Below are 19,663 nucleotides of genomic sequence, written 5' to 3'. Positions count from 1 at the left end.
AGGGCGCGCCACCTTGCGCTCCATGTGTGGCCGCTTCACCTTGACCGATCCTCCGCGCGCGATTTCCGAGCGCTTCCTCGTGGATGCGTTGGAGCCGTTTCCACCGCGCTACAATATCGCGCCGACGCAGCCCGTTCTGGTGCTGCGTGCCGACGAGCACCGGCGCGGCGAAAAGGGCGCGGTGCGCCGGATTGGCCATCTCGCGCGCTGGGGCCTCATTCCCTCCTGGACGAAAGACCCGTCCGCCATCCCGCTTCTGTTCAACGCGCGCTCCGAGACCGCGCATGAGCGCAACAGCTTCAAGGCCGCGTTTCGCCATCGCCGCTGCCTCGTTCCCGCCAGCGGCTTCTACGAATGGCGGCGCGATGGCGGTCGGCGCGGAACGCCGTTCTTCGTTCGCCCCACTGAGTCCGGCCCGATCGCCTTTGCCGGATTGTGCGAGACCTATCTCGCGCCCGATGGCAGCGAGATCGATACGGCGACGATCCTGACCACAGCCGCCAATGCGGACCTTCGCTGCATTCACGAGCGGATGCCGATCGTGATCACGCCCGAGGAGGCCGAACGCTGGCTCGACTGCCGCGACAGCGAGCCGCGCGATGTCGCTGATCTCTTGAGCCCCGCGCCGGAGGGTTTTTTCGAGCCCGTGCCGGTGTCCGACCGCGTGAACACCGTTGCCAATATGGGGCCGGAGGTGCAGGAGCGCGCCGATCAGCCGGGCAACGAGCCGCCGCCCGCGCAAGGTTCGTTGTTCTGAACCTGTTGCGCGATGCGGCCTTTCGATGAAATAGCCGATCCCATTCATCCCGCCTGGATCGCGGCGCGAGACCCGTGCCCGATGCCATCCAAACGGAGCTTCCCCGCATGAACATCGATCTTCTCAAGCGCTTGTGCGAGATGCCGGGCGTGCCCGGCCATGAGCACCGTGTGCGCGATCTCATCGCCGCCGAAGCGCAGGATCTGTTCGACACGATCGAGACCGATGTGATGGGCAATCTGATCTGCACCCGGAAGGGCCAGGGGGATGATCCCGAGCGCATCATGCTGGCCTGCCATATGGACGAGATCGGTTTTCTCGTCAGCCATATCAGCGACAAGGGATTCCTCAACGTCTCGCCGGTCGGCGGCTTCGACCCGCGCAATCTGTTCTCGCGCCGCGTCCTCGTCTGTACCTCCAAGGGAGACTACAAGGGCGTCATGATGGCCGAGGGCAAGCCGGTGCATATCTCGGCACCCGAAGACCGCAAGAAAGTGCCGGAACCCACGGAGTTCTTCGTCGATCTCGGACTCGGCGCGGAGACCAAGAACAAGATCCGCATCGGCGATTTCGTGGTGATGGACGAGCCCTTCTTGGAACTCGGCTCCGAGCGCATCGTTTCCAAGGCGATCGACAATCGCATCGCCTGTTGGCTGGGTCTGGAAGCGGTCCGCAAGCTCCTGAAGGACGGCCATTCTCATCGCTGCGAGCTGACGGTCGCCTTCACCGTGCAGGAGGAAGTGGGCCTGCGCGGCGCCAAGACCGTTGCCTTCGCCAAGCGTCCGCATATCGGCATCGGCGTCGACACGACGCTCGCCTGCGACACCCCTGGCGTGCCGGAAAAGGACAAGACGACCGAACTCGGCAAGGGCGTCGGCCTGCACATGAAGGACGGCTCCTTCATTTCCGATATGGCGCTGGTGGAGGAGTTCGAGACGGTGGCCGAAGCCGGGTCGATCCCCGTGCAGCGCACGATCCTCGCCGGCGGCGGCATGGACGGCGCGTCGCTGCAACAGGCCGCGAGCGGCGCGCGCGCCATCGGCATCGTCGTCGGCACCCGCTACATCCACACGGTCGGCGAGATGATCGATAAGCGCGACGCTATCGCCGCGCGCGATCTTCTGGCAGCCTTCCTCGCCTCGCACTGATGCTCCTCGGCGGGCGCGGCTCGGTCTCCGCTCGCCGTTTCGCGGCGACCTTTGGACGCGTCCCACCGTCCAAGGGGTCGCCGCGCTGGCCGAGCTGTTTCGCTTGCCTATCTCTCCCCCAACGGATGATGCGCCGAACGGCTGATTTGCGCGCGCTTGCGCCGGCACCGCGTCACCGTCCGAGCCCGATCAGGTCAGGCGGAGGGTTTCATGTATCTCGACGAAAAGCGGGAATGGCTGCCGCCCGAATGGCCCGAGAAGCCGGAGCGCCGCCTGACCGAGAAGCAGGAGTCGCTTCTCATGTGGATCATGGCCGCCAATCTTCTGCTGCTCTTCGTGGCTCCGATCGCGGGGGTCACGCTGTTTGGAGCACTGTTCGCGCTGCTCGGCGGTTGACGCTAGGTCAGTTCAATTTTCGACGACAGGCGCGGACGATCGATTCACCGACCGTTCGAAACAAAAACGCGGGCCTTGATGACCCGCGCATGACCTGAAGGCCTTTGATCGAATGTGTCGGTCGGCAATGCGCCGATCACTTCGCCTTCTGAGAGTTGGCCGCCTGAGGCTTGGCCTCGCTCATGCCGTCGCCGCGGCAGGACTTGTGCGCGGCTGCGGCGATCGCGGCAATGCCGATCTCGCGATAATTCTTGAGAAGATCGTTTTCACGCTCCCGGTCGCGTTCGCTGCGGGATTTGAAGACGATGTTGGCGCGGCTCATTGTGAAGGCTCACATGCTAATGGGGTGAAAGCAAGAAACAGTCTGATTGCGTCAGATTAGAGGCATTTGGCTGAAAAATCCCTGAATCTATACTTAACATATCGTTGCAGTCCGGTGATGTTGCGTGAGCGTGACATGATGCACTGCGGCAAGACTTTGCACGGTGCCTTGCGTCTTTGCGGCGCTTTCGAGGCGAAAGGCTTCACGTGATCGGGAGCGCCAAGCCATTTGTGCGCGAAGTCGTTTGGCTGTAGCAGATCGGCCTCAGCCCGGATCGGGCTCAGCTGGAGACTAGGGTTTTGGACGACGGATTTCGGGGCCTTTTCCTGACCAACACCTTGACGCGTCGCAAGGAGCGCTTCCTGCCGCTGGACTGGCGTCATTCGTGCGATTGCTGCGCGGAGGCCGACCGTCGCGTTCGCATGTATGTCTGCGGACCCACCGTCTACGACTTCGCTCATATCGGCAATGCGCGCCCGGTCATCGTCTTCGACATTCTCTTCCGTCTCCTGCGTCATCTCTACGGCGCGGATCGGGTCGTCTACGCTCGCAACATCACGGACGTGGACGACAAGATCAACGCGCGCGCGCTGCGCGACCATCCCGACCTGCCGCTCAACGAGGCGATCGCCCGCGTGACGGAAGGCACGGCCGCGCAGTTCCACAAGGATGTCGCCGCGCTCGGCACGCTGCCGCCCACCTTCGAGCCGCGCGCCACCGGCTTCGTCACGCCGCGCGCCGACGGGCTGCCGGACATGGTGACGATGATTCAAACGCTGATCGCGCGGGGCCATGCCTATGTCGCTGACGGCGAGGTGCTGTTCGATGTCGGCTCCATGCCGACCTATGGCGCGCTGTCCCATCGCAAGCTGGAGGACCAGCAGGCCGGCGCGCGCATCGCGGTGGAAGCGCACAAGCGCAATCCGGCCGATTTCGTCCTTTGGAAGCTCTCGGCCGCGGACGAGCCCGGCTGGGAGAGCCCCTGGGGTCGGGGCCGGCCGGGCTGGCACATCGAATGCTCGGTCATGAGCGAGGCCTATCTCGGCCGCACCTTCGACATTCATGGCGGCGGGCTCGATCTGATCTTTCCGCATCATGAAAACGAGATCGCCCAGAGCTGCTGCGCCCATGGCACGGAGAAGATGGCCGAGGTCTGGATGCACAATGGTTTCGTGCAGGTCGACGGCCGCAAGATGTCCAAGTCCGAGGGCAATTTCGTCACCATCGCCGACATTCTGGAAAGCGATAAGGTCGGTGGTCGCTCCTGGCCGGGCGAGGCCATCAGGCTTCTGATGCTGAAGACGCATTACCGCGAGCCGATCGACTTTACCGCTGCGCGGCTGGACGAAGCCGTGCGTGAGCTCGACCGCTGGGAGCGCTTCGCCAAGGAGGCTGGTGTCGTGTCGGCCGAGGCGCCGGACGAGGCGTTCCTCGCCGCGCTTTGCGACGATCTCTCGGGCTCGGCGGCCATTGCGCGCGTTCACCAGCTCTTCGACGAGGGCAAGGGCGCGCAAGCTCTGGCAAGTCTTGCGCTGGTCGGGATCAACCCGGTTCGCGAGGCCGACGTGAGCGACGATGTCGCGGCGCGGATCGCGCTGCGCTTGGAGCGGCTGAAGGCGAAGGACTTCGCCGAGGCCGATCGCATCCGCGCCGAACTCGCCGCCGAGGGCGTGATGCTCAAGGACGGCAAGGATCCGGAAACCGGCGAGCGCATCACGACCTGGGAAGTGAAGCGTTGAGCGGCGCGCCGCGCACGCTCTACCCTCCGATCCAGCCGTTCCGCACGGAGCGGCTGGCGGTCGGAAACGGGCATGTCCTGTATGTGGAGCAATGCGGCAATCCGAGCGGCAAGCCGGTTCTGTTCCTGCATGGGGGGCCGGGCAGCGGATGCAGCCCGACCCACCGCCGCCTCTTCGACCCCACGCGCTACTGCGTGACCCTGTTCGATCAGCGCGCCTGCGGACGCTCGACACCGCTGGGCTCGCTCGATGCCAACACGACGCCGGACCTGGTGGCCGATATCGACTGCGTGGCGGACGCGCTCGGCATCGACCGCTTCATGCTGTTTGGCGGCTCCTGGGGCTCGACGCTGGCGCTGGCCTATGCGCAGACGCGGCCTGAGCGCGTCACCGAAATGGTGCTGCGCGGCATCTTCACCGGCCGGCGGGCCGAACTCGATTGGTACTACAAGGAAGGGGCGAGCCGGCTGTTTCCCGACGAGTGGGCGCATTTCATCGCGCCGCTCTCGGACGCGGAACGGGCCGATCCGATCGCGGCCTACCGGCTGCGGCTCCTGGACGAGGACCGGACCGTGCGCGCTCTGGCCGCCCGAAGCTGGACCGACTGGGAAGCGCGCACGGTTTCCATGCGCACGATCCGGGACGCGGTCGGCGGTTTCGGGGCGAGCGACGCCGCCATCGCCTTTGCGCGGATCGAGAATCATTTCTTCGTCCACGATCTCTGGTTCGAGGAAGGCCAGTTGATCCGCGAGGCCGGCCGGCTCGCGGGCATTCCCGGCGTCATCGTGCAGGGGCGCTACGATGTCGTCACGCCCCCGGTCACGGCCTGGGATCTCCACCGCGCCTGGCCGGGCTCCGAATTGCAGATCGTCGAGGATGCCGGCCACGCGTTCTCCGAACCTGGCACGTTGGACCGGCTTCTCGCGGCGACCGATCGTTTCGCGTCTTGAGGCAGGCGAGGAGGGCGCGATGACGTTGGACAACAAGCCGATCTACACCGGCGGCTGCCAATGCGGCTCAGTGCGCTTTCGCATCGAAGGCGCGCTTGGCCGCGCCTCCATCTGCCATTGCCGCATGTGCCAGAAGGCCTTCGGCTCTTTTTTCGCGCCGCTCGTGTCGGTCGATCCTGCGACGCTGCGCTGGACGACCCGTGAGCCCGACCGGTTCCGCTCGTCCGATGTCGTGCAGCGCGGCTTCTGTTCGCGCTGCGGCACGCCGCTGACCTATGAAGCGCCTGATGGTCCCGCGCTCAGCATCGGCGCCTTCGACGATCCTTCCGCGATCCGCCCCGACATCCAGTTCGGCTGCGAGGGCAAGCTGCCTTATGTGGACGCTCTCGCTCAACTCCCTGTGCGCCAGACGCAGGAGGATGCGGCGGTCAGTCCGTTTCTCGCTTCCATCCGCACCTTCCAGCATCCCGATCACGACTGAGATATGATGACGTCAGAACCGCTGCGCAGCTTCTACCCGCCGATCGAGCCCTATGCATCCGGCCTCCTGCCTGTGGGCGATGGGCACGAAATCTATTGGGAGCGCTGCGGCACGCCGGGCGCCAAGCCCGTGGTCTTCCTGCATGGAGGACCCGGCGGCGGCTGCTCGGCGAAGCATCGCCGCCTGTTCGATCCCGCGCGTTACGACATCCTCCTGTTCGACCAGCGCGGCTGTGGCCGCTCGCGGCCCCATGCGCAGCTCGAGGCCAACACGACCTGGCATCTCGTGGCCGATATCGAGCGCCTGCGCGAGATGATCGGCGTGTCGCAATGGCAGGTCTTCGGCGGGTCCTGGGGCTCGACGCTGGCGCTCGCGTATGCGCAAACGCACCCGGAGCGGGTGAGCGAGCTGGTGCTGCGCGGCATCTTCCTGCTGCGGCGCTTCGAACTCCTTTGGTACTATCAGTATGGCGCAAGCCTTCTCTTTCCCGACAAGTGGAAGCGCTTCATCGCGCCGATCCCAGAGTCTGAGCGCGACGATCTGATCTCGGCCTATCGCCGCCGCCTCGTCGGCGAGGACCGGGCGGAGCAGGTCCGCGCGGCGCGCGCCTGGAGCCAGTGGGAGGGCGAGACGCTGACGCTGACGCCCGATCCCGACACGATCGCGCCTTTCCATGACGACGAGTTTGCCGTCGCCTTCGCGCGGATCGAAAACCATTTCTTCGTTCATGCCGGATGGATGGAGGACGGTCAGCTGCTGCGCGACGCCGGGCGTCTGCGGTCCATTCCCGGCGTCATCGTGCAGGGGCGCTACGACATGGCGACCCCGCCGGTCAGCGCCTACGACCTGCACGAAGCTTGGCCGAAAGCGGAGTTTCATATGGTCGAGGATGCCGGCCATGCCTTTTCCGAACCCGGCATTCTGGATCGGCTGATCCGCGCGACGGACAAATTCGCCGGACAGTGATGGCTCCGAAAGGCGCGAGCGGTCGAACGCTTGCGCCTTTCGTTTCCCTCTACTCCTGAGAACGTCGACCCGGCTGATCCATTCATCGCATTGATGGATCCATCACGGGAAAACGGGTGTCGTGGGCCTGTGTGGCTGATACAAGGCGGGCTTATCGACCCGTCCTCAGAGGTGCCGCCATGTCGGACCAGCCCGCCGAGTCCACGTGCGGATATGTCTATGCGGTTTCGGCCTATCTGATCTGGGGGCTGGTGCTCCCGATCTATATGAAGCTCCTGTCGCATGTCTCGCCGATGGAGATCGTCGCCCATCGCATTCTCTGGGCCTTGCCCTTCGCGCTGCTGGTGCTGGCCAAGGCGGGGCTCCTGCGCGATGTCGGACGCCTGTTCACGCCGCGCATCCTCGGACTGATGACGCTGACGGCGACGCTGATCTCGATCAACTGGGGCACCTATGTCGTCGCCATCATCACCGGACATGGGGTGGAGGCGGCGCTCGGCTATTACATCAACCCGCTGATCAACGTTCTCCTGGCTGCCGTATTCTTGGGGGAGAGGCCGAACCGCCCGCAGGCCGCCGCCATCGCGCTGGCCGCCTTCGGTGTGTTGATCCTGACCATGAAGGCCGGTGGTCTGCCCTGGATTTCGCTCATCCTCGCCGGCTCCTTCGGGCTCTACGGCCTCCTGCGCAAGACCGTCCCGGTCAGCGCCAGCGAAGGCTTCTTTCTGGAGATCGCCATTCTCTTCCTGCCCGCGCTCGGCCTCGCCGTCTGGGTCGCCTCGACGGGCCAGAACCATTTCGGCTCCAATGGGCGGGAAACCGCGCTTCTGATCGGTGCGGGAGCCGTCACGGCCATTCCGCTCATTCTCTATGCCGCCGCCGCGCGCCTCCTGCGCTTCACCACCGTCGGCCTGCTTCAATATATTGCGCCAACCTTCATCGCCCTGACGGCGGTCTTCGTTTTCGGCGAGCCCTTCGGCCTCTGGCAGGGCGTCGCCTTCGGCTTCATCTGGGCGGCTCTCGCCGTTTACACGTGGTCGATGTTCGCGGGCCGCCGATCGGCGCGCCGGCCAGCCACCGAAGCCTGCGCTGCAGAATGACCTGACGAAAAAGGGCGGCGCATGGGCCGCCCTGGCGTTGGATTACCTGGGGAGGACGATCAAAGACGCTCGATCACCGCTTCCACGCCGCCGCGCTCGACCGGCTGCGCCGCCGCCTCGATGGCGGGCAGCAGATCCTCGATCCGATCCTTGATGATGGGGCGGACCTGATGGGCCGTGTGGATGAAGCCGGCCTCGCGCATATGCTCCAGGAGCTTCGAGAACGGATCCCAGAACCCGTCCACATTGGCGATGGCGATGGGCTTGCGATGCCGGCCGAGCTGGCTCCAGGTCATGATCTCGACCAGCTCTTCCAGCGTACCGATACCGCCCGGCAGGGCGACGAAGGCGTCCGAGCGCTCGAACATCATGTGCTTGCGCTCATGCATGTCCTCGGTGATCACCAGTTCGTCGAGCCGCTTCAGCTCGCTTTCGGTGGCTTCCATATCGATGAGGAAGCGCGGGATGATGCCGGTCACCTGACCGCCAGCGGCGATCACGGCGTCCGACACGGCGCCCATGATGCCGCGTGTGCCGCCGCCATAAACGAGGCGGATGCCGCGATGCGCCATGGCCGTGCCGAGCGCTTCGGCAGCTTTGACATAGGAAGGATCGCGGCCGGAGGCCGAGCCGCAATAGACACAGAGAGATCGAATCGTCGTCATAAGGAGAAAGTCGGCCGAGGCGGCTTTGGGGTCAAGGCGCATTCGGCCAAAATGCTGCGCCGCGTCAGCTTCGCGCGTCGATCGCCTCCGCCACTTCGTCCGCCATTTTCAGTGTGCGAACCACCAGTGGCACCGCGAGCGCGAAGATCGAGCGATCAAGCCCCCGTGCGCTCTGCGCTTCGCGGATGTCGGCGGCGACGCTCGCCAGCACCGGCACGAAGCGAATGGCGAGCCCGAAGGCGAGGCCGACGCGGGCGGGATCGACACCGAACACCCGAAGCGGCGTGACGAGCGTCGTGATCGTATCCGCCATATCGGAGGGGCGCGTCGTCGCCGTGACCGTCCCGGCGATCAACAGCAAAGCGGCCAGCCGTGCGGAAAACACCGCCGCCTCGTGCCAACCCGCCGCCCAGACTTGGAATCCACCGACGAGAATGACGACGGGCAGGATGCTTTTCACCGATCGCAAGGCGAAGGCCCAGCCCAACCGAGCGAGTGCGATCGACGCCAAGGCGAGGCCGAGACCGCTCAGCGAAAGCCATATATTCGGCAGCACGAACAGCATGGTGCCAAGCGCCGCCAGCGCCAGCAGCTTCGCCCCGGCTGGCATTCGGTGCAGAACCGAGCCACCGGGCCGGTAGAGATCGGCGATCATTGCGCCGCGATCCGGCGATAGGTCGCGAGAGCTTCGCTCGGCGCGGCGTCGCAGACGAGCCGACCCGCTTCGAAGACGAGAACCCGATCGAAGCGCTCCAGGAGCGAGAGGTCGTGCGTCACCATCACCACCGGCCGCTCTGCTGCCTCGACGGCTTCCATCACGCGGCGCGTGTTGCGCAGGTCGAGCAGCGTCGTCGGCTCGTCCAGCACGAGAAGGCGCGGCTCCAACACCATGATGCCGGCCAGCGCCACGAGTTGCCGCTCGCCGCCCGAAAGCTCGTGCACCAGCCGCTCGCCGAAACCACTCAGGCCGAAGCGGGTGAGGGTAGCCTCCACCCTCGGCGCGATCTCGCCTTTCGACAGCTCGCGGTTCTTGAGGCCGAAGGCGAGGTCTTCGGCCACGGTAGGGTAGACGATCTGATGATCGGGGTTCTGGAACAGGAAGCCGACATGCCGCCGTGCCGCCTTGGGGTCGGCGACCGTATCGGTGCCGAACACCCGCACGGTGCCTTCGCTCGGCTTCAGCAAACCATTGAGAAGGCGCGCGAAGCTCGACTTGCCCGACCCATTCGCCCCGACAATTCCGATCCGGCGCTCGGTCAATGTCAGGTCGAGGCCGGATAGAACGCGCCGCCCCCTGCGATCGAGGGCGACGTTGATGAGCTCTATCATCCCGCGCGGTGGACGCCGCGCGTCTCGATCAGCGGATAGGCTTTGGACACCGTCACCATGATCGCCGCAGCGAGTCCCGCCTTAACAAGGTCACCCGGAATGAAGGCCAGGGAGCCCTTGGCGGCCGTCAGCAGCGGAGCGCCCGTCACCAGCGAGATGCCCGGGATGCCGCAGGCGTAGAGAACGAGGATACCCCCCGCCGTGGCCGCCACGAAGGCCGAGACGAAATGAAGCTTGGGGCTGGCGCGTTCGACCAGCGCACCCGTGACGAAAGCGGCCGGGAGCCAGCCGAGGAAGAAGCCGACCGTCGGCCCGGCGAGGACCGCCAGACCGCCGCGCCCGCCCGACAGAAGCGGCAGGCCGGCGAGCACGATCACCATGAATAGGAGCACCGCGAGCGTTCCGCGACGCGCGCCCAGAACGCCGCCCGCCAGCATGACGCCCATCGACTGCGCCGTGATCGGCACGTTGATGACGGGAACCTGCAGCGCCGGAAAGGTGCCGAGCACCGCCATCAGGGCAGCGAACAAGGCGATGAAGACGATGTCGCGAGTGCTCATGCGTTTCTTCCTCGAAACGGGACGCGGGAAAGGGTGAACAGCCTCTTAAGCAACCCTTGACCGGCCGTCGAGACGGCTTCGTCAGATCGCTTGCGCGAGGGCCGCTTCCAGATAGGCCGCCCGCAGCCGACGGGTGATCGGGCCCGGACGCCCGTCGCCGATCGGCGTCCCGTCGATTTCGACAACCGGCGTCACGAACGCGCCGGCCGAGGTGATGAAGGCCTCGCGAGCGCCTTGCGCTTCGGCCACCGTGAAGGGGCGTTCTTCCACGTGCAGCGCCAGTTCCCCAGCGACTTTCATGATGGCGGCGCGGGTGATGCCGTGCAGGATGTCATGGCCCAGCGCACGCGTGACGATCGTGCCGTCCTGTGTCACGATATAGGCATTGTTGGATGTGCCTTCGGTGACCGTGCCGTCTTCTACCATCCAGGCGTCGTCCTTGCCACGGCTCTTGGCCTCCATCTTGGCAAGCGAGGGATAGAGAAGCTGCACGGTCTTGATGTCGCGCCGGCCCCAGCGCAGATCCGGTACGGTGATGACGCGCAGACCTTCGACCGCTTCGCGCGTTTCGATCGCATCCCGCTTCTGCGTGAACAGGACGAAGCTCGGCGGCGTGCCATCCTTCGGCCAGACGAAATCACGGTCCGCTTCGCCGCGCGTCACCATGAGGTAGATATGGCCCTGAGTGAGGGCGTTGCGCGCGAGAAGCTCGCGGTGGATCGCGAGGATCTCCTGGTCGCTGCCGGGCGAGGGCAGGCGCAGCTCGGCCAGCGAGCGGCGCAGGCGCGCCATATGGCCGGGAAAGTCGAGCAGCTTGCCGTCGATCACGGCCGTCACCTCATAGACCGCATCGGCGAAGAGCAGGCCCCGGTCGAAGACCGACAGCTTGGCCTCGGCCTCGGGAACATAGGTGCCGTTCACATAGACGATGCGGCTCACGGGGGCACTCCTCGACATCAGACCAATGGTTTTCGACCCCGTCCTGTAACGCGAAGAGTCGCATCGGGGAAGAAAAGTCCTTATGGAATGAAGCGAGGCGAGGGGAGGCGCCGCGCCGCGATGCGGCCAGCTGGCTGTTCCCCGAGCCCATGGACGATCATTCGCCCGCTCGGGAGCGGGGTTTCGGAGGCTTCGCTTTCACATGGGTCATTATCTCGGGCTCGATCTCGGCACGTCCTCCTTGAAGGCGCTGGTGATCGACGAGAACCAGAAGCCGCTGGCGAGCGCTACGGCGCCGCTGACGGTGGAACGCCCGCATTTCGGCTGGTCGGAGCAGGACCCGGCCTCCTGGATCGCCGCCTGCGAGGCTGCGATCGCGGAACTGAACGCCAAGGATCCTTCCTTGCTCGCAGGTGTCACCGGTATCGGCCTGTCCGGTCATATGCACGGCGCGACGCTGATCGGCGAGGGTGACGAGGTTCTGCGACCCTGCATCCTCTGGAACGACACGCGTTCGCATGTCGAGGCGGACGAACTGGACGACGAAGAATCGCGCGGCATCACCGGCAATATCGTCTTCCCCGGATTTACAGCGCCCAAGCTTCTCTGGGTCGCGCGGCATGAGCCCGCGATCTTCGCCAAGGTGCGGCGCGTTCTTCTGCCAAAGGATTATCTGCGCCTGTGGCTGACCGGCGAGGCCGTGGCCGAGATGTCGGATGCGGCTGGCACGTCCTGGCTCGACACCGGTGCGCGCGACTGGTCGCCCGAGATGTTGGAGCGCACGGGGCTGACGGTCGAGCAGATGCCGCGCCTTGTGGAAGGCACGGAAGTCAGCGGCACGCTGCGCTCGGAACTCGCTTCGCGCTGGGGCATGAAGGCGGGCACCGTGGTGGCAGGTGGCGGCGGCGACAACGCGGCCTCGGCCTGCGGTGTCGGCGTCACGCGGCCGGGCACCGGCTTCCTCTCGCTCGGCACGTCGGGCGTCCTGTTCACGGCGAGCGCGGGCTACGATCCCGTGCCCGATACCGCGCTCCACACATTCTGCCACGCCATTCCCGGCCTGTGGCACCAGATGGGCGTCACGCTCTCGGCCGCGGGCTCCATCGAATGGCTGTCGCATGTCTTGAAGGAGAAGCCCGGTGATCTGACGGCGGCCGTCGGCAGCGAGCTGAAAGCGCCGGGCCGGCTTCTGTTCCTGCCCTATCTCTCGGGTGAGCGCACGCCGCACAACGACTCGGCCGTGCGCGGTGCGTTCATCGGCCTGCAAGCTGACACGACGCGCGAGGATATGACGCGCGCCGTGATGGAAGGCGTCGCCTTCTCGATCCGCGATTGCCTCGATGCGGCCCCCAACGCTTCATGGGTGCGCCAGCTCATCGCGGTCGGCGCGGGCTCGCGCTCGGAGCTTTGGCTGAAGATGATGGCAAGCGTTCTGGAAACGCCGATCGCGCTGCCGGCGGCCGGCGATTTCGGCGCAGCCTTCGGTGCCGCCCGCCTTGGCCTCTGCGCCGCGACCGGGGCCGATCCGGCCAGCGTCATGGTCGATCCGCCGATCTCGGCCCGCTTCGAGCCCGAGACCTCCCTGGTGGAATCCTTCGCTGCCGCGCATCAGCGCTATCAGGCGATCTATCCCACGCTGAAAGAAGCTGCGCGCCGCCATTAAGCTGGAGGGAGCTTCGGCTCCCCTTCATCCTTCTCGATCCACCCCAACGAAAAACCCCGGCCGCATCGCAGCCGGGGTTTTTTGATGCCGAAGAGCGCCGCCGCAGCGGCGCCCGGAAGGCCATGGAGCTTACTTGGAAGCCGACAGGTAGTCGTACTTGCCGCCCTTCCACTCATAGATCACGTAGCCGGGCAGGGTCACGTCACCCTTGGAGTCGAACTTCAGATCGCCGATGACGGTCGGCAGCGTGTCTTTATTCAGAACGGCGGTGACCTTCTTGAAGTCGGTCGAGCCGGCTTTCTTGGCCGCTTCCGCCCAGGCCTGAATGGCGGCGTAGGTGTAGAGCACGTAACCCTCGGCCGTCTTGCCCTGCTTTTCCAGCTCAGCGACGATGGGCGCGGCCTGCGGGTTGCGGCGCGGATCGGGCGAGAAGGTCATGAGCGTACCTTCGCCGGCATTGCCGGTGATCGCCCAGTATTCGTTGGTCACGATCGCGTCGCCCGACATGATCTTGGTGTCGAGGCCCTGCTCCTTGGCCTGACGGGCGATCAGGCCCGCTTCGGTCTGGTAGCCGCCGATATAGATGAGCTTGACGTTCGCCTGCTTCAGTTTGGTGATGAGCGAGGAGAAGTCCTTGTCGCCGACCGTGTAGGATTCCACGATCGCGGGCTTCTTGCCGGCCGCTTCCATGAACTTGATCGTCTGGTCGGCGAGACCCTTGCCGTAAGCCGACTTGTCGTCGAGCACGGCCACCGCGTCGTCCTTGTAGTTTTCGGCGATGTACTTGCCGGCGACTTCGCCCTGCTGGTCGTCACGGCCGCAGACGCGATAGATGCCGTCGCCGGCGCGCTTGTCGGTGAAGTCCGGGTTGGTCGAAGCCGGCGAGATTTCGATGATGCCTTCTTCGGCATAGACCTGGCTGGCCGGGATCGAGGAGCCCGAGCAGAAATGGCCGGCCACGAAGGGCACGCCCTGCGAGGCGAACTGGTTGGCCACGGCCACGGCCTGCTTGGGGTCGCAGGCGTCGTCGCCGACCGAGAGCTTCAGCTGCTCGCCATTGACACCGCCAGCCTTGTTGATGTCGGCAATGGCCTGCTCGGCACCGATGCGGAGCTGCTCGCCGAAGGCCGCGTTCTGACCTGTCATCGGACCCGCGACGCCGATCGTGATGTCGGCGAAGGCAGCGCCCGACAGCAGCACATTGAAGGCCACGCCGGCCAGGAACGCTTTTTTCATGTCGAACTTCCCTATTGAAACCTGACCCGCAGCGATTCGCTCTTCATGAGCGTTTTCAATTCGTTGCGGTCCGGCGATTAAAGACCAAGGTGCGGGCGTCGAAAATAGGCAAAACGCCTTCCCGACGCTTTTTTGCGCGAAAAGTCCGGTCGAACCTAGCGTCGCTCGGCCGATAGAAAGCGGTACTGCCGCGCCATCTGCGCCGAGCGCATCGTGGCGCGCCCGGCGGCCCCGAAGAGCAGAAGCACCACGAAGTCCACCAGACCATAATGCAGGGCGGTGCCGAACGTGGCGGGCGGCAGGAAGAACGTGCCGTGGAACAGGCTGAAATGGAGGAAGCGGATCGCGATCGTCAGAAGCGCGATGCCGAACACGAGAAAGCCCCAGCCGCTCCAGCTTTGCGCCGTCGAGCGGCCGACCGCGAAGGCCAGGCCGCCGCCGATCACCAGAGTGACGACGAGGAACTCCACCAGCGAGACTTCCCAGAGAAGCGCCATTTCGGGTGTCATCAGTGATGCCCTCCTTCCAGATAGGCGCTGCGCACTTCCTCGCGGGCGAGAAGCTCCCGGCCCGTGCCCTTCATCGTGATGCGCCCGTTCACCATGACATAGCCGCGATGGGCCAGACGCAGCGCGTGGAACGCGTTCTGCTCCACCAGGAAGACCGTCAGCCCTTCCGTACGGTTCAACTCGCGGATCACCTCGAAAATCTGCTTCACGATGATCGGCGCAAGGCCAAGCGAAGGCTCGTCCAGAAGGAGAAGGCGAGGGCGGCCCATGAGCGCGCGGGCGATGGCCAGCATCTGCTGCTCGCCGCCCGACAGGGTGCCGGCGCGCTGCGAGGCGCGCTCGCTGAGGCGCGGGAACATCTCGAACATGCGCTTGAGGTCGCTGTCGAAATGCTCCTGGCCGACGAGGGTCGTGCCCATCTGCAGGTTTTCGAGAACGGTCATGCGCCCGAAGATACGCCGGCCTTCCGGCGACTGGGCGATGCGGCGCGACATGATCGAGTGGGTCGGAAGCTGCGCGATGTCCTCGCCGTCATAGAGAATCTGCCCGGCGCGCGCCCGCGGATTGCCGCAGATCGTCATCATGAGCGTCGACTTGCCGGCGCCGTTGGCGCCGATCAGCGTGACGATCTCGCCCTCGTGCACATCGAGATCGACGCCCTTGAGCGCCTGGATCTTGCCGTAGAAGGTCTCGACGCCGCGAATGCTCAGAAGCGGGCGCGAGGTGGCCTCAAGGGTCGGCGTCGTCAGCGGTGCGATCGTGCTCATGCCGGCGTTCCTCCGCTCACGTGCGCGCTTTGGACAGCCCCATCGACATCGCCCCGTTCCAGCTTCTCCTCCACCGCTTCCACTTCCTCGTCATCCACGCCCAGATAGGCCGCGATCACCTTGGGATCGTTGCGGACCTCCGAGGCGGTGCCATCGGAAATCTTCTTGCCGTAGTCGAGCACCACGATGTGGTCGGAGATTTCCATGACGACGCCCATGTCGTGCTCGATCAGGAGGATCGACGTCCCGAATTCGGTGCGGATCGAGCGCAGCAGCGCGTTCAGCTCCGCCGACTCGCGCGGATTCAGGCCGGCGGCGGGCTCGTCCAGGCAGAGAACGGACGGGTCCGTGCACATGGCGCGGGCGATCTCCAGGCGGCGCTGATCGCCATAGGAGAGATCGGCCGCCGGATCGTCGGCCCGGTGGATCAGCGCGGTGCGCTTCAGCCAGTCCACCGCGACGTCACGCGCGGCCTCGCGCGCGCGCCGGTAGCCCGGCAGGCCGATCAGGCCGGCGATCGTGAAGCCCGACGCGCGCATCAGCTTGTTGTGCTGCGCGACGAGGAGGTTCTCGAACACCGTCATGCCGCCGAACAGGCGGATGTTCTGGAAGGTGCGGGCGACGCCGGCCGTGCGCGTGATGCGAAAATCGCTCATGCGCTCCAGCAGGAAGACTTCGCCCTGCGGGGTCTTGCGGCTTTGTGCGCCGGAACGGGTCAGCTCAGCCACGGCCTCGTCCGTGATGCCGCGCCCGCGCCGAAGCGAGATGCGGCCCTCGGTCGGCTTGTAGAAGCCGGTGACGCAGTTGAAGACCGTGGTCTTGCCCGCGCCGTTCGGGCCGATCAGGGCGGTGATGTCGCCGCGCCCGACCGAGAAGGAGAGATCGTTGATCGCCGTCAGGCCGCCGAACCGCATCGTGAGATGCTCGACGGTGAGGACGGGATCGTCGAGCCAGCGGCGCGGCTCGCCCGAGGCGAGGGCAGGGGTCATGGAATGATCGCTCATGGTCAATGTCCCTCGCCCTGCGCCACCATGTCGGCACCGATGGCCTTGCGCTCCTTATAGACAGCCGAGGGCTGGCGGGACGACACGAGGCCGCGCGGCTTCCAGACCATGATCGCGACCATGGCGACGCCGAAGAGCACCATGCGATAACGGCCGGGGTCGAAGTCGCTGCCCAGAATGTCCTGGATGAAGGTGAGGTTTCGCATCAGCTCGATGCCGCCGATCATCACCAGCGAGGCGAAGACGACACCGAGCTGCGAGCCGAGGCCGCCCAGAACCACGATGGCGAGGATGATCGCCGATTCCAGGAAGGTGAAGCTTTCCGGAGAGATGAAGCCCTGGCGCGTGGCGAAGAACGAGCCGGCAAAGCCGCCGAACATCGCGCCCGTGGCGAAGGCCGTGAGCTTCACATTGGTCGTGTTGATGCCGAGCGCGCGGCAGGCGATCTCGTCTTCCCGCAGGGCTTCCCAGGCGCGGCCGACCGGCATCTTGCGCAGGCGCAGCGTCACGAAATTGGTGAGAAGGGCGAGCGCCAGGATGATGTAGTAGAGGAAGATGAAGCGGTGAATGCTGCTGTAGGGAATGCCGAAATAGTCCGAGAACGAGCCTTCGCCGCGTCCGAACTCCAGTCCGAACAGGGTCGGGCGCGGAATGCCCAGAAGCCCGTTCGGGCCGCCGGTGAACTGGCCCCAGTTGAGCAGCACGACGCGGATGATCTCGCCGAAAGCCAGCGTCACGATCGCGAGATAATCGCCGCGTAGGCGCAGCACGGGGAAGCCGAGCACGATGCCCCAGAGGGCGGCGAACAGGCCGGCCATGGGCAGGCAGACCCAGAAGCCCAGCTCGAAATTGATCGCCAGAAGCGCGAAGGAATAGGCGCCCACGGCATAGAAGGCGACATAGCCAAGATCGAGAAGGCCAGCGAGGCCGACCACGATGTTCAGCCCCCAGCCGAGCATGACATAGGTCAGGATCAGGATGGCGAGGTCGATCAGATAGCGGTCGCTGGACGGGAAGAGCGCCTGGATCAGGAAGGGCAGCACCAGCGCGATCAGGAGAAAGACGATGCTGAGCGCCTTACCGATCGAGAAGCCGCCGGCCGCCTTGACGCTTTTGGCGGTCTTGCTCTTGCCGGACACGCCCGCCGTGCGGCGCTGGAACAGGGCGAGGCTGAGGACGAAGCGCACACCGAAGGCGATGGCGACGAAGGTCAGCCAGAGGTCCCAGCGCGTGTAGAGGACGAGGCCGCCCGGCGCGATGTCGCTGCGAACGGCGACGAAGAAGACCGTCAGCAGACCGACGATGGCCGCCGTGATGGCCGCCTCGCGCAAAGCTTGTGCGACGGACAGCCGCACCACGGGCTCGGGCGTGAAGGGCGGCTCGCCCGCGACGGCGTCCCGCTGGTTTTCGAATTCGCGCTCGGCGCCGACCGGCGAGGCGGAGGGTACGTTGGGTGTCGATGCCATGGGGATCAGACCTTCTCGACTTCCGGGCGGCCGAGAAGGCCGGAGGGCAGGAAGATCAGCGTGATCGCGAGGATCGAGAAGGCCGCGACGTCCTTGTATTCGACCGAGAAGTAGCCGGACCAGAAGGTCTCGATGAGACCGATCGCGAGGCCGCCGAGCATGGCGCCCGGCAGCGAGCCGATGCCGCCCAGAACGGCTGCGGTGAAGGCTTTCACGCCGGCCAGGAAGCCGATGTAGAAGTCGATGACGCCGTAATAGAGAAGATACATCGTGCCCGCGACGGCGGCCAGCGAAGCGCCCATGACGAAGGTCAGCGAGATCGTGCGGTCCACGTTGACGCCGAGAAGCGAGGCCATCTTGGCGTCCTGCTCGCAGGCGCGCTGCTGCCGGCCGAGCGGGGTGCGCGTGATCAGCGCGGTGAACCCGGCCATCAGAACGAGCGTCGTGAGGATGATCAGGATCTGCATGTAGGAAATCTGCACGCCCTCCATGACCGTGATGCTGCCCTGCACCTGTGGCGGCAGCGGCTTGACGCGCGCGCCCTGCGCCAGCTGCACGAAGTTCTGCAGGAAGATCGACATGCCGATCGCGGTGATCAGCGGCGCGAGGCGGAAGGAGCCGCGCAGCGGGCGATAGGCGATGCGCTCGATGGACCAACCCCAGAGCGCAGTGAAGATCATGGCGACCACGACCATCAGAAGCAGGATCAGCGGAAGGAAGGTCAGGCCGATCGCGGTCAGGATCAGGAACACGGTCAGGGCGATGAACGACCCGATCATGAAGACCTCGCCATGGGCGAAGTTGATCATGCCGATAATGCCGTAAACCATCGTGTAGCCGATCGCGATCAGGCCGTAGATCGACCCGAGCGTGACGCCATTGATGAGCTGTTGGAGAAAATAATCCATGAAACGCCTTTGTTTCGGGCCAGTTTCGTTCGATCTCGAAGCGCAGCGGCGAGAATTTCGTCTGCCTGACGAAGAGGCATGAATAATGGCTTAGCAATCAGTTCCCGCTTCGCCAATGGTCGCACGCGGTTCGGTCGTGGAAAACAAGTGCGGAAGACACGGAAGTGTCACATTCGACGGGCCGGCTTCCCATGAACTTGGAATTATTCTAATAAGTCCTGCAACGACTGCGCTCGCCGACCGGTTCGGCGCCCTTCGAGGAGTGCGCCATGCGCCTGACCCGCCAGACCAACTACGCCATCCGCATTCTCATGTATTGCGCGGCCAATGACGACCGTCTCAGCCGGGTCGGTGAGATCGCGGCGGCCTATAACGTGTCCGAACTCTTCCTCTTCAAGATTCTCCAGCCGCTGGTCGAGGCGGGTTTCGTCCAGACGGTGCGCGGTCGCAACGGCGGCATTCGCTTGGGGCAGCCCGCCGGCGCGATCACGCTGCGCGCCGTGGTGGAAGTGACGGAGGAGAGCTTCGCCATGGCGGAGTGCTTCGAGACCGGCGCGGTGGACTGCCCGCTGATCGACAGTTGCGCTCTGAACGCGGCGCTGCGCGACGCGCTGAACGCCTTCCTCACCACGTTGGGCGGCTACACGATCGAAGCGCTCGTCAACTCGAGCGGCTCGATCCGCAACCGCCTCGGCCTGTCGCTGCCGGTCGCCGCGCCGACCCCCGCTTTGGCGCCTGCGCTGAACTGAGAGCCTGCG

The 19,663-nt window shown here is 65.3% G+C and carries 22 protein-coding genes; 10 read left to right on the top strand and 12 right to left on the bottom strand.

The window, feature by feature from the left end; all coding sequences use genetic code 11:
- Window positions 1-22 precede the first annotated feature (22 nt).
- The 3 genes from NS365_RS08455 (at window position 23) to NS365_RS08445 (ending at window position 2,301) form a co-directional block, all read left to right on the top strand.
- Window positions 23-757 (top strand): SOS response-associated peptidase, encoded by a 735-nt coding sequence (locus NS365_RS08455; protein WP_058599915.1) that lies wholly within the window; start codon window positions 23-25, stop codon window positions 755-757.
- A 107-nt stretch (window positions 758-864) separates the two neighbouring features.
- Complete coding sequence (locus NS365_RS08450; RefSeq protein WP_058599914.1) at window positions 865-1,905, top strand: M42 family metallopeptidase; 1,041 nt, start codon at window positions 865-867, stop codon at window positions 1,903-1,905.
- A 210-nt stretch (window positions 1,906-2,115) separates the two neighbouring features.
- Complete coding sequence (locus tag NS365_RS08445) at window positions 2,116-2,301, top strand: hypothetical protein (RefSeq protein WP_058599840.1); 186 nt, start codon at window positions 2,116-2,118, stop codon at window positions 2,299-2,301.
- A 136-nt stretch (window positions 2,302-2,437) separates the two neighbouring features.
- Here the strand turns inward: NS365_RS08445 and NS365_RS08440 are convergent, their stop codons facing one another.
- Window positions 2,438-2,623, bottom strand: a complete 186-nt coding sequence (locus NS365_RS08440; protein ID WP_058599839.1) for a hypothetical protein — start codon at window positions 2,621-2,623, stop codon at window positions 2,438-2,440.
- A gap of 299 nt (window positions 2,624-2,922) precedes the next feature.
- On the opposite strand from NS365_RS08440, the gene cysS reads away from it, so the two are divergent.
- From cysS to rarD, 5 genes are all read left to right on the top strand, one after another.
- Window positions 2,923-4,362, top strand: coding sequence for a cysteine--tRNA ligase (gene cysS, locus NS365_RS08435; protein ID WP_058599838.1), 1,440 nt, complete (start codon window positions 2,923-2,925; stop codon window positions 4,360-4,362).
- On the top strand, window positions 4,359-5,312 hold the full coding sequence (pip, locus tag NS365_RS08430) for a prolyl aminopeptidase (RefSeq protein ID WP_082684506.1): 954 nt from the start codon (window positions 4,359-4,361) through the stop codon (window positions 5,310-5,312). The genes cysS and pip (NS365_RS08430) overlap by 4 nt, the downstream gene beginning before the upstream one ends.
- Window positions 5,313-5,331: 19 nt before the next feature.
- Window positions 5,332-5,793, top strand: a complete 462-nt coding sequence (locus tag NS365_RS08425) for a GFA family protein (RefSeq protein ID WP_058599837.1) — start codon at window positions 5,332-5,334, stop codon at window positions 5,791-5,793.
- A gap of 6 nt (window positions 5,794-5,799) precedes the next feature.
- The gene (pip, locus tag NS365_RS08420; protein ID WP_058599912.1) at window positions 5,800-6,759 is read left to right on the top strand and encodes a prolyl aminopeptidase; all 960 of its coding nucleotides are present in this window, start codon (window positions 5,800-5,802) and stop codon (window positions 6,757-6,759) included.
- A 179-nt stretch (window positions 6,760-6,938) separates the two neighbouring features.
- On the top strand, window positions 6,939-7,859 hold the full coding sequence (gene rarD, locus NS365_RS08415) for an EamA family transporter RarD (protein ID WP_058599836.1): 921 nt from the start codon (window positions 6,939-6,941) through the stop codon (window positions 7,857-7,859).
- Window positions 7,860-7,918: 59 nt separating this feature from the next.
- Here the strand turns inward: rarD and NS365_RS08410 are convergent, their stop codons facing one another.
- From NS365_RS08410 to NS365_RS08390, 5 genes are all read right to left on the bottom strand, one after another.
- Window positions 7,919-8,524: a TIGR00730 family Rossman fold protein gene (locus NS365_RS08410; RefSeq protein ID WP_058599911.1), complete on the bottom strand. Its 606-nt coding sequence runs from the start codon at window positions 8,522-8,524 to the stop codon at window positions 7,919-7,921.
- A 64-nt stretch (window positions 8,525-8,588) separates the two neighbouring features.
- Window positions 8,589-9,179 carry an energy-coupling factor transporter transmembrane component T family protein gene (locus tag NS365_RS08405; RefSeq protein WP_058599835.1) on the bottom strand — a complete coding sequence of 197 codons (591 nt, stop codon included), beginning with the start codon at window positions 9,177-9,179 and terminating at the stop codon, window positions 8,589-8,591.
- On the bottom strand, window positions 9,176-9,853 hold the full coding sequence (locus tag NS365_RS08400; protein ID WP_058599834.1) for an energy-coupling factor ABC transporter ATP-binding protein: 678 nt from the start codon (window positions 9,851-9,853) through the stop codon (window positions 9,176-9,178). The genes NS365_RS08405 and NS365_RS08400 overlap by 4 nt, the downstream gene beginning before the upstream one ends.
- The gene (locus NS365_RS08395) at window positions 9,850-10,413 is read right to left on the bottom strand and encodes a biotin transporter BioY (RefSeq protein WP_058599833.1); all 564 of its coding nucleotides are present in this window, start codon (window positions 10,411-10,413) and stop codon (window positions 9,850-9,852) included. The genes NS365_RS08400 and NS365_RS08395 overlap by 4 nt, the downstream gene beginning before the upstream one ends.
- Before the next feature lie 81 nt (window positions 10,414-10,494).
- On the bottom strand, window positions 10,495-11,352 hold the full coding sequence (locus NS365_RS08390) for a D-amino-acid transaminase (RefSeq protein WP_058599832.1): 858 nt from the start codon (window positions 11,350-11,352) through the stop codon (window positions 10,495-10,497).
- Window positions 11,353-11,554: 202 nt separating this feature from the next.
- On the opposite strand from NS365_RS08390, the gene xylB reads away from it, so the two are divergent.
- Entirely contained in the window at window positions 11,555-13,015 is a 1,461-nt protein-coding gene (gene xylB, locus NS365_RS08385) for a xylulokinase (RefSeq protein ID WP_058599831.1), read from the top strand.
- A 129-nt stretch (window positions 13,016-13,144) separates the two neighbouring features.
- Here the strand turns inward: xylB and NS365_RS08380 are convergent, their stop codons facing one another.
- From NS365_RS08380 to NS365_RS08355, 6 genes are all read right to left on the bottom strand, one after another.
- Window positions 13,145-14,251 carry a branched-chain amino acid ABC transporter substrate-binding protein gene (locus NS365_RS08380; protein WP_058599830.1) on the bottom strand — a complete coding sequence of 369 codons (1,107 nt, stop codon included), beginning with the start codon at window positions 14,249-14,251 and terminating at the stop codon, window positions 13,145-13,147.
- A 155-nt stretch (window positions 14,252-14,406) separates the two neighbouring features.
- Complete coding sequence (locus NS365_RS08375) at window positions 14,407-14,760, bottom strand: DUF6867 family protein (protein ID WP_058599829.1); 354 nt, start codon at window positions 14,758-14,760, stop codon at window positions 14,407-14,409.
- Window positions 14,760-15,527 carry an ABC transporter ATP-binding protein gene (locus NS365_RS08370; RefSeq protein ID WP_058599828.1) on the bottom strand — a complete coding sequence of 256 codons (768 nt, stop codon included), beginning with the start codon at window positions 15,525-15,527 and terminating at the stop codon, window positions 14,760-14,762. Before NS365_RS08370 ends, NS365_RS08375 begins: the two co-directional genes overlap by 1 nt.
- Window positions 15,524-16,531: an ABC transporter ATP-binding protein gene (locus tag NS365_RS08365; protein WP_244498404.1), complete on the bottom strand. Its 1,008-nt coding sequence runs from the start codon at window positions 16,529-16,531 to the stop codon at window positions 15,524-15,526. Before NS365_RS08365 ends, NS365_RS08370 begins: the two co-directional genes overlap by 4 nt.
- Window positions 16,532-16,533: 2 nt before the next feature.
- Complete coding sequence (gene livM, locus NS365_RS08360; RefSeq protein WP_193753415.1) at window positions 16,534-17,997, bottom strand: high-affinity branched-chain amino acid ABC transporter permease LivM; 1,464 nt, start codon at window positions 17,995-17,997, stop codon at window positions 16,534-16,536.
- A 5-nt stretch (window positions 17,998-18,002) separates the two neighbouring features.
- A complete protein-coding gene (locus NS365_RS08355; protein ID WP_058599827.1) occupies window positions 18,003-18,905 on the bottom strand; it encodes an ABC transporter permease subunit in 903 nt (300 codons plus the stop codon).
- A 269-nt stretch (window positions 18,906-19,174) separates the two neighbouring features.
- On the opposite strand from NS365_RS08355, the gene rirA reads away from it, so the two are divergent.
- Window positions 19,175-19,654 (top strand): iron-responsive transcriptional regulator RirA, encoded by a 480-nt coding sequence (rirA, locus tag NS365_RS08350; protein WP_058599826.1) that lies wholly within the window; start codon window positions 19,175-19,177, stop codon window positions 19,652-19,654.
- Window positions 19,655-19,663: the final 9 nt, after the last annotated feature.

The sequence above is a fragment of the Aureimonas ureilytica genome (assembly GCF_001475935.1).
GTDB lineage: Bacteria > Pseudomonadota > Alphaproteobacteria > Rhizobiales > Rhizobiaceae > Aureimonas > Aureimonas ureilytica_A.
Note: the sequence above shows the minus strand (reverse complement) of the source record. Positions and strands in the feature narration are given on the sequence as shown.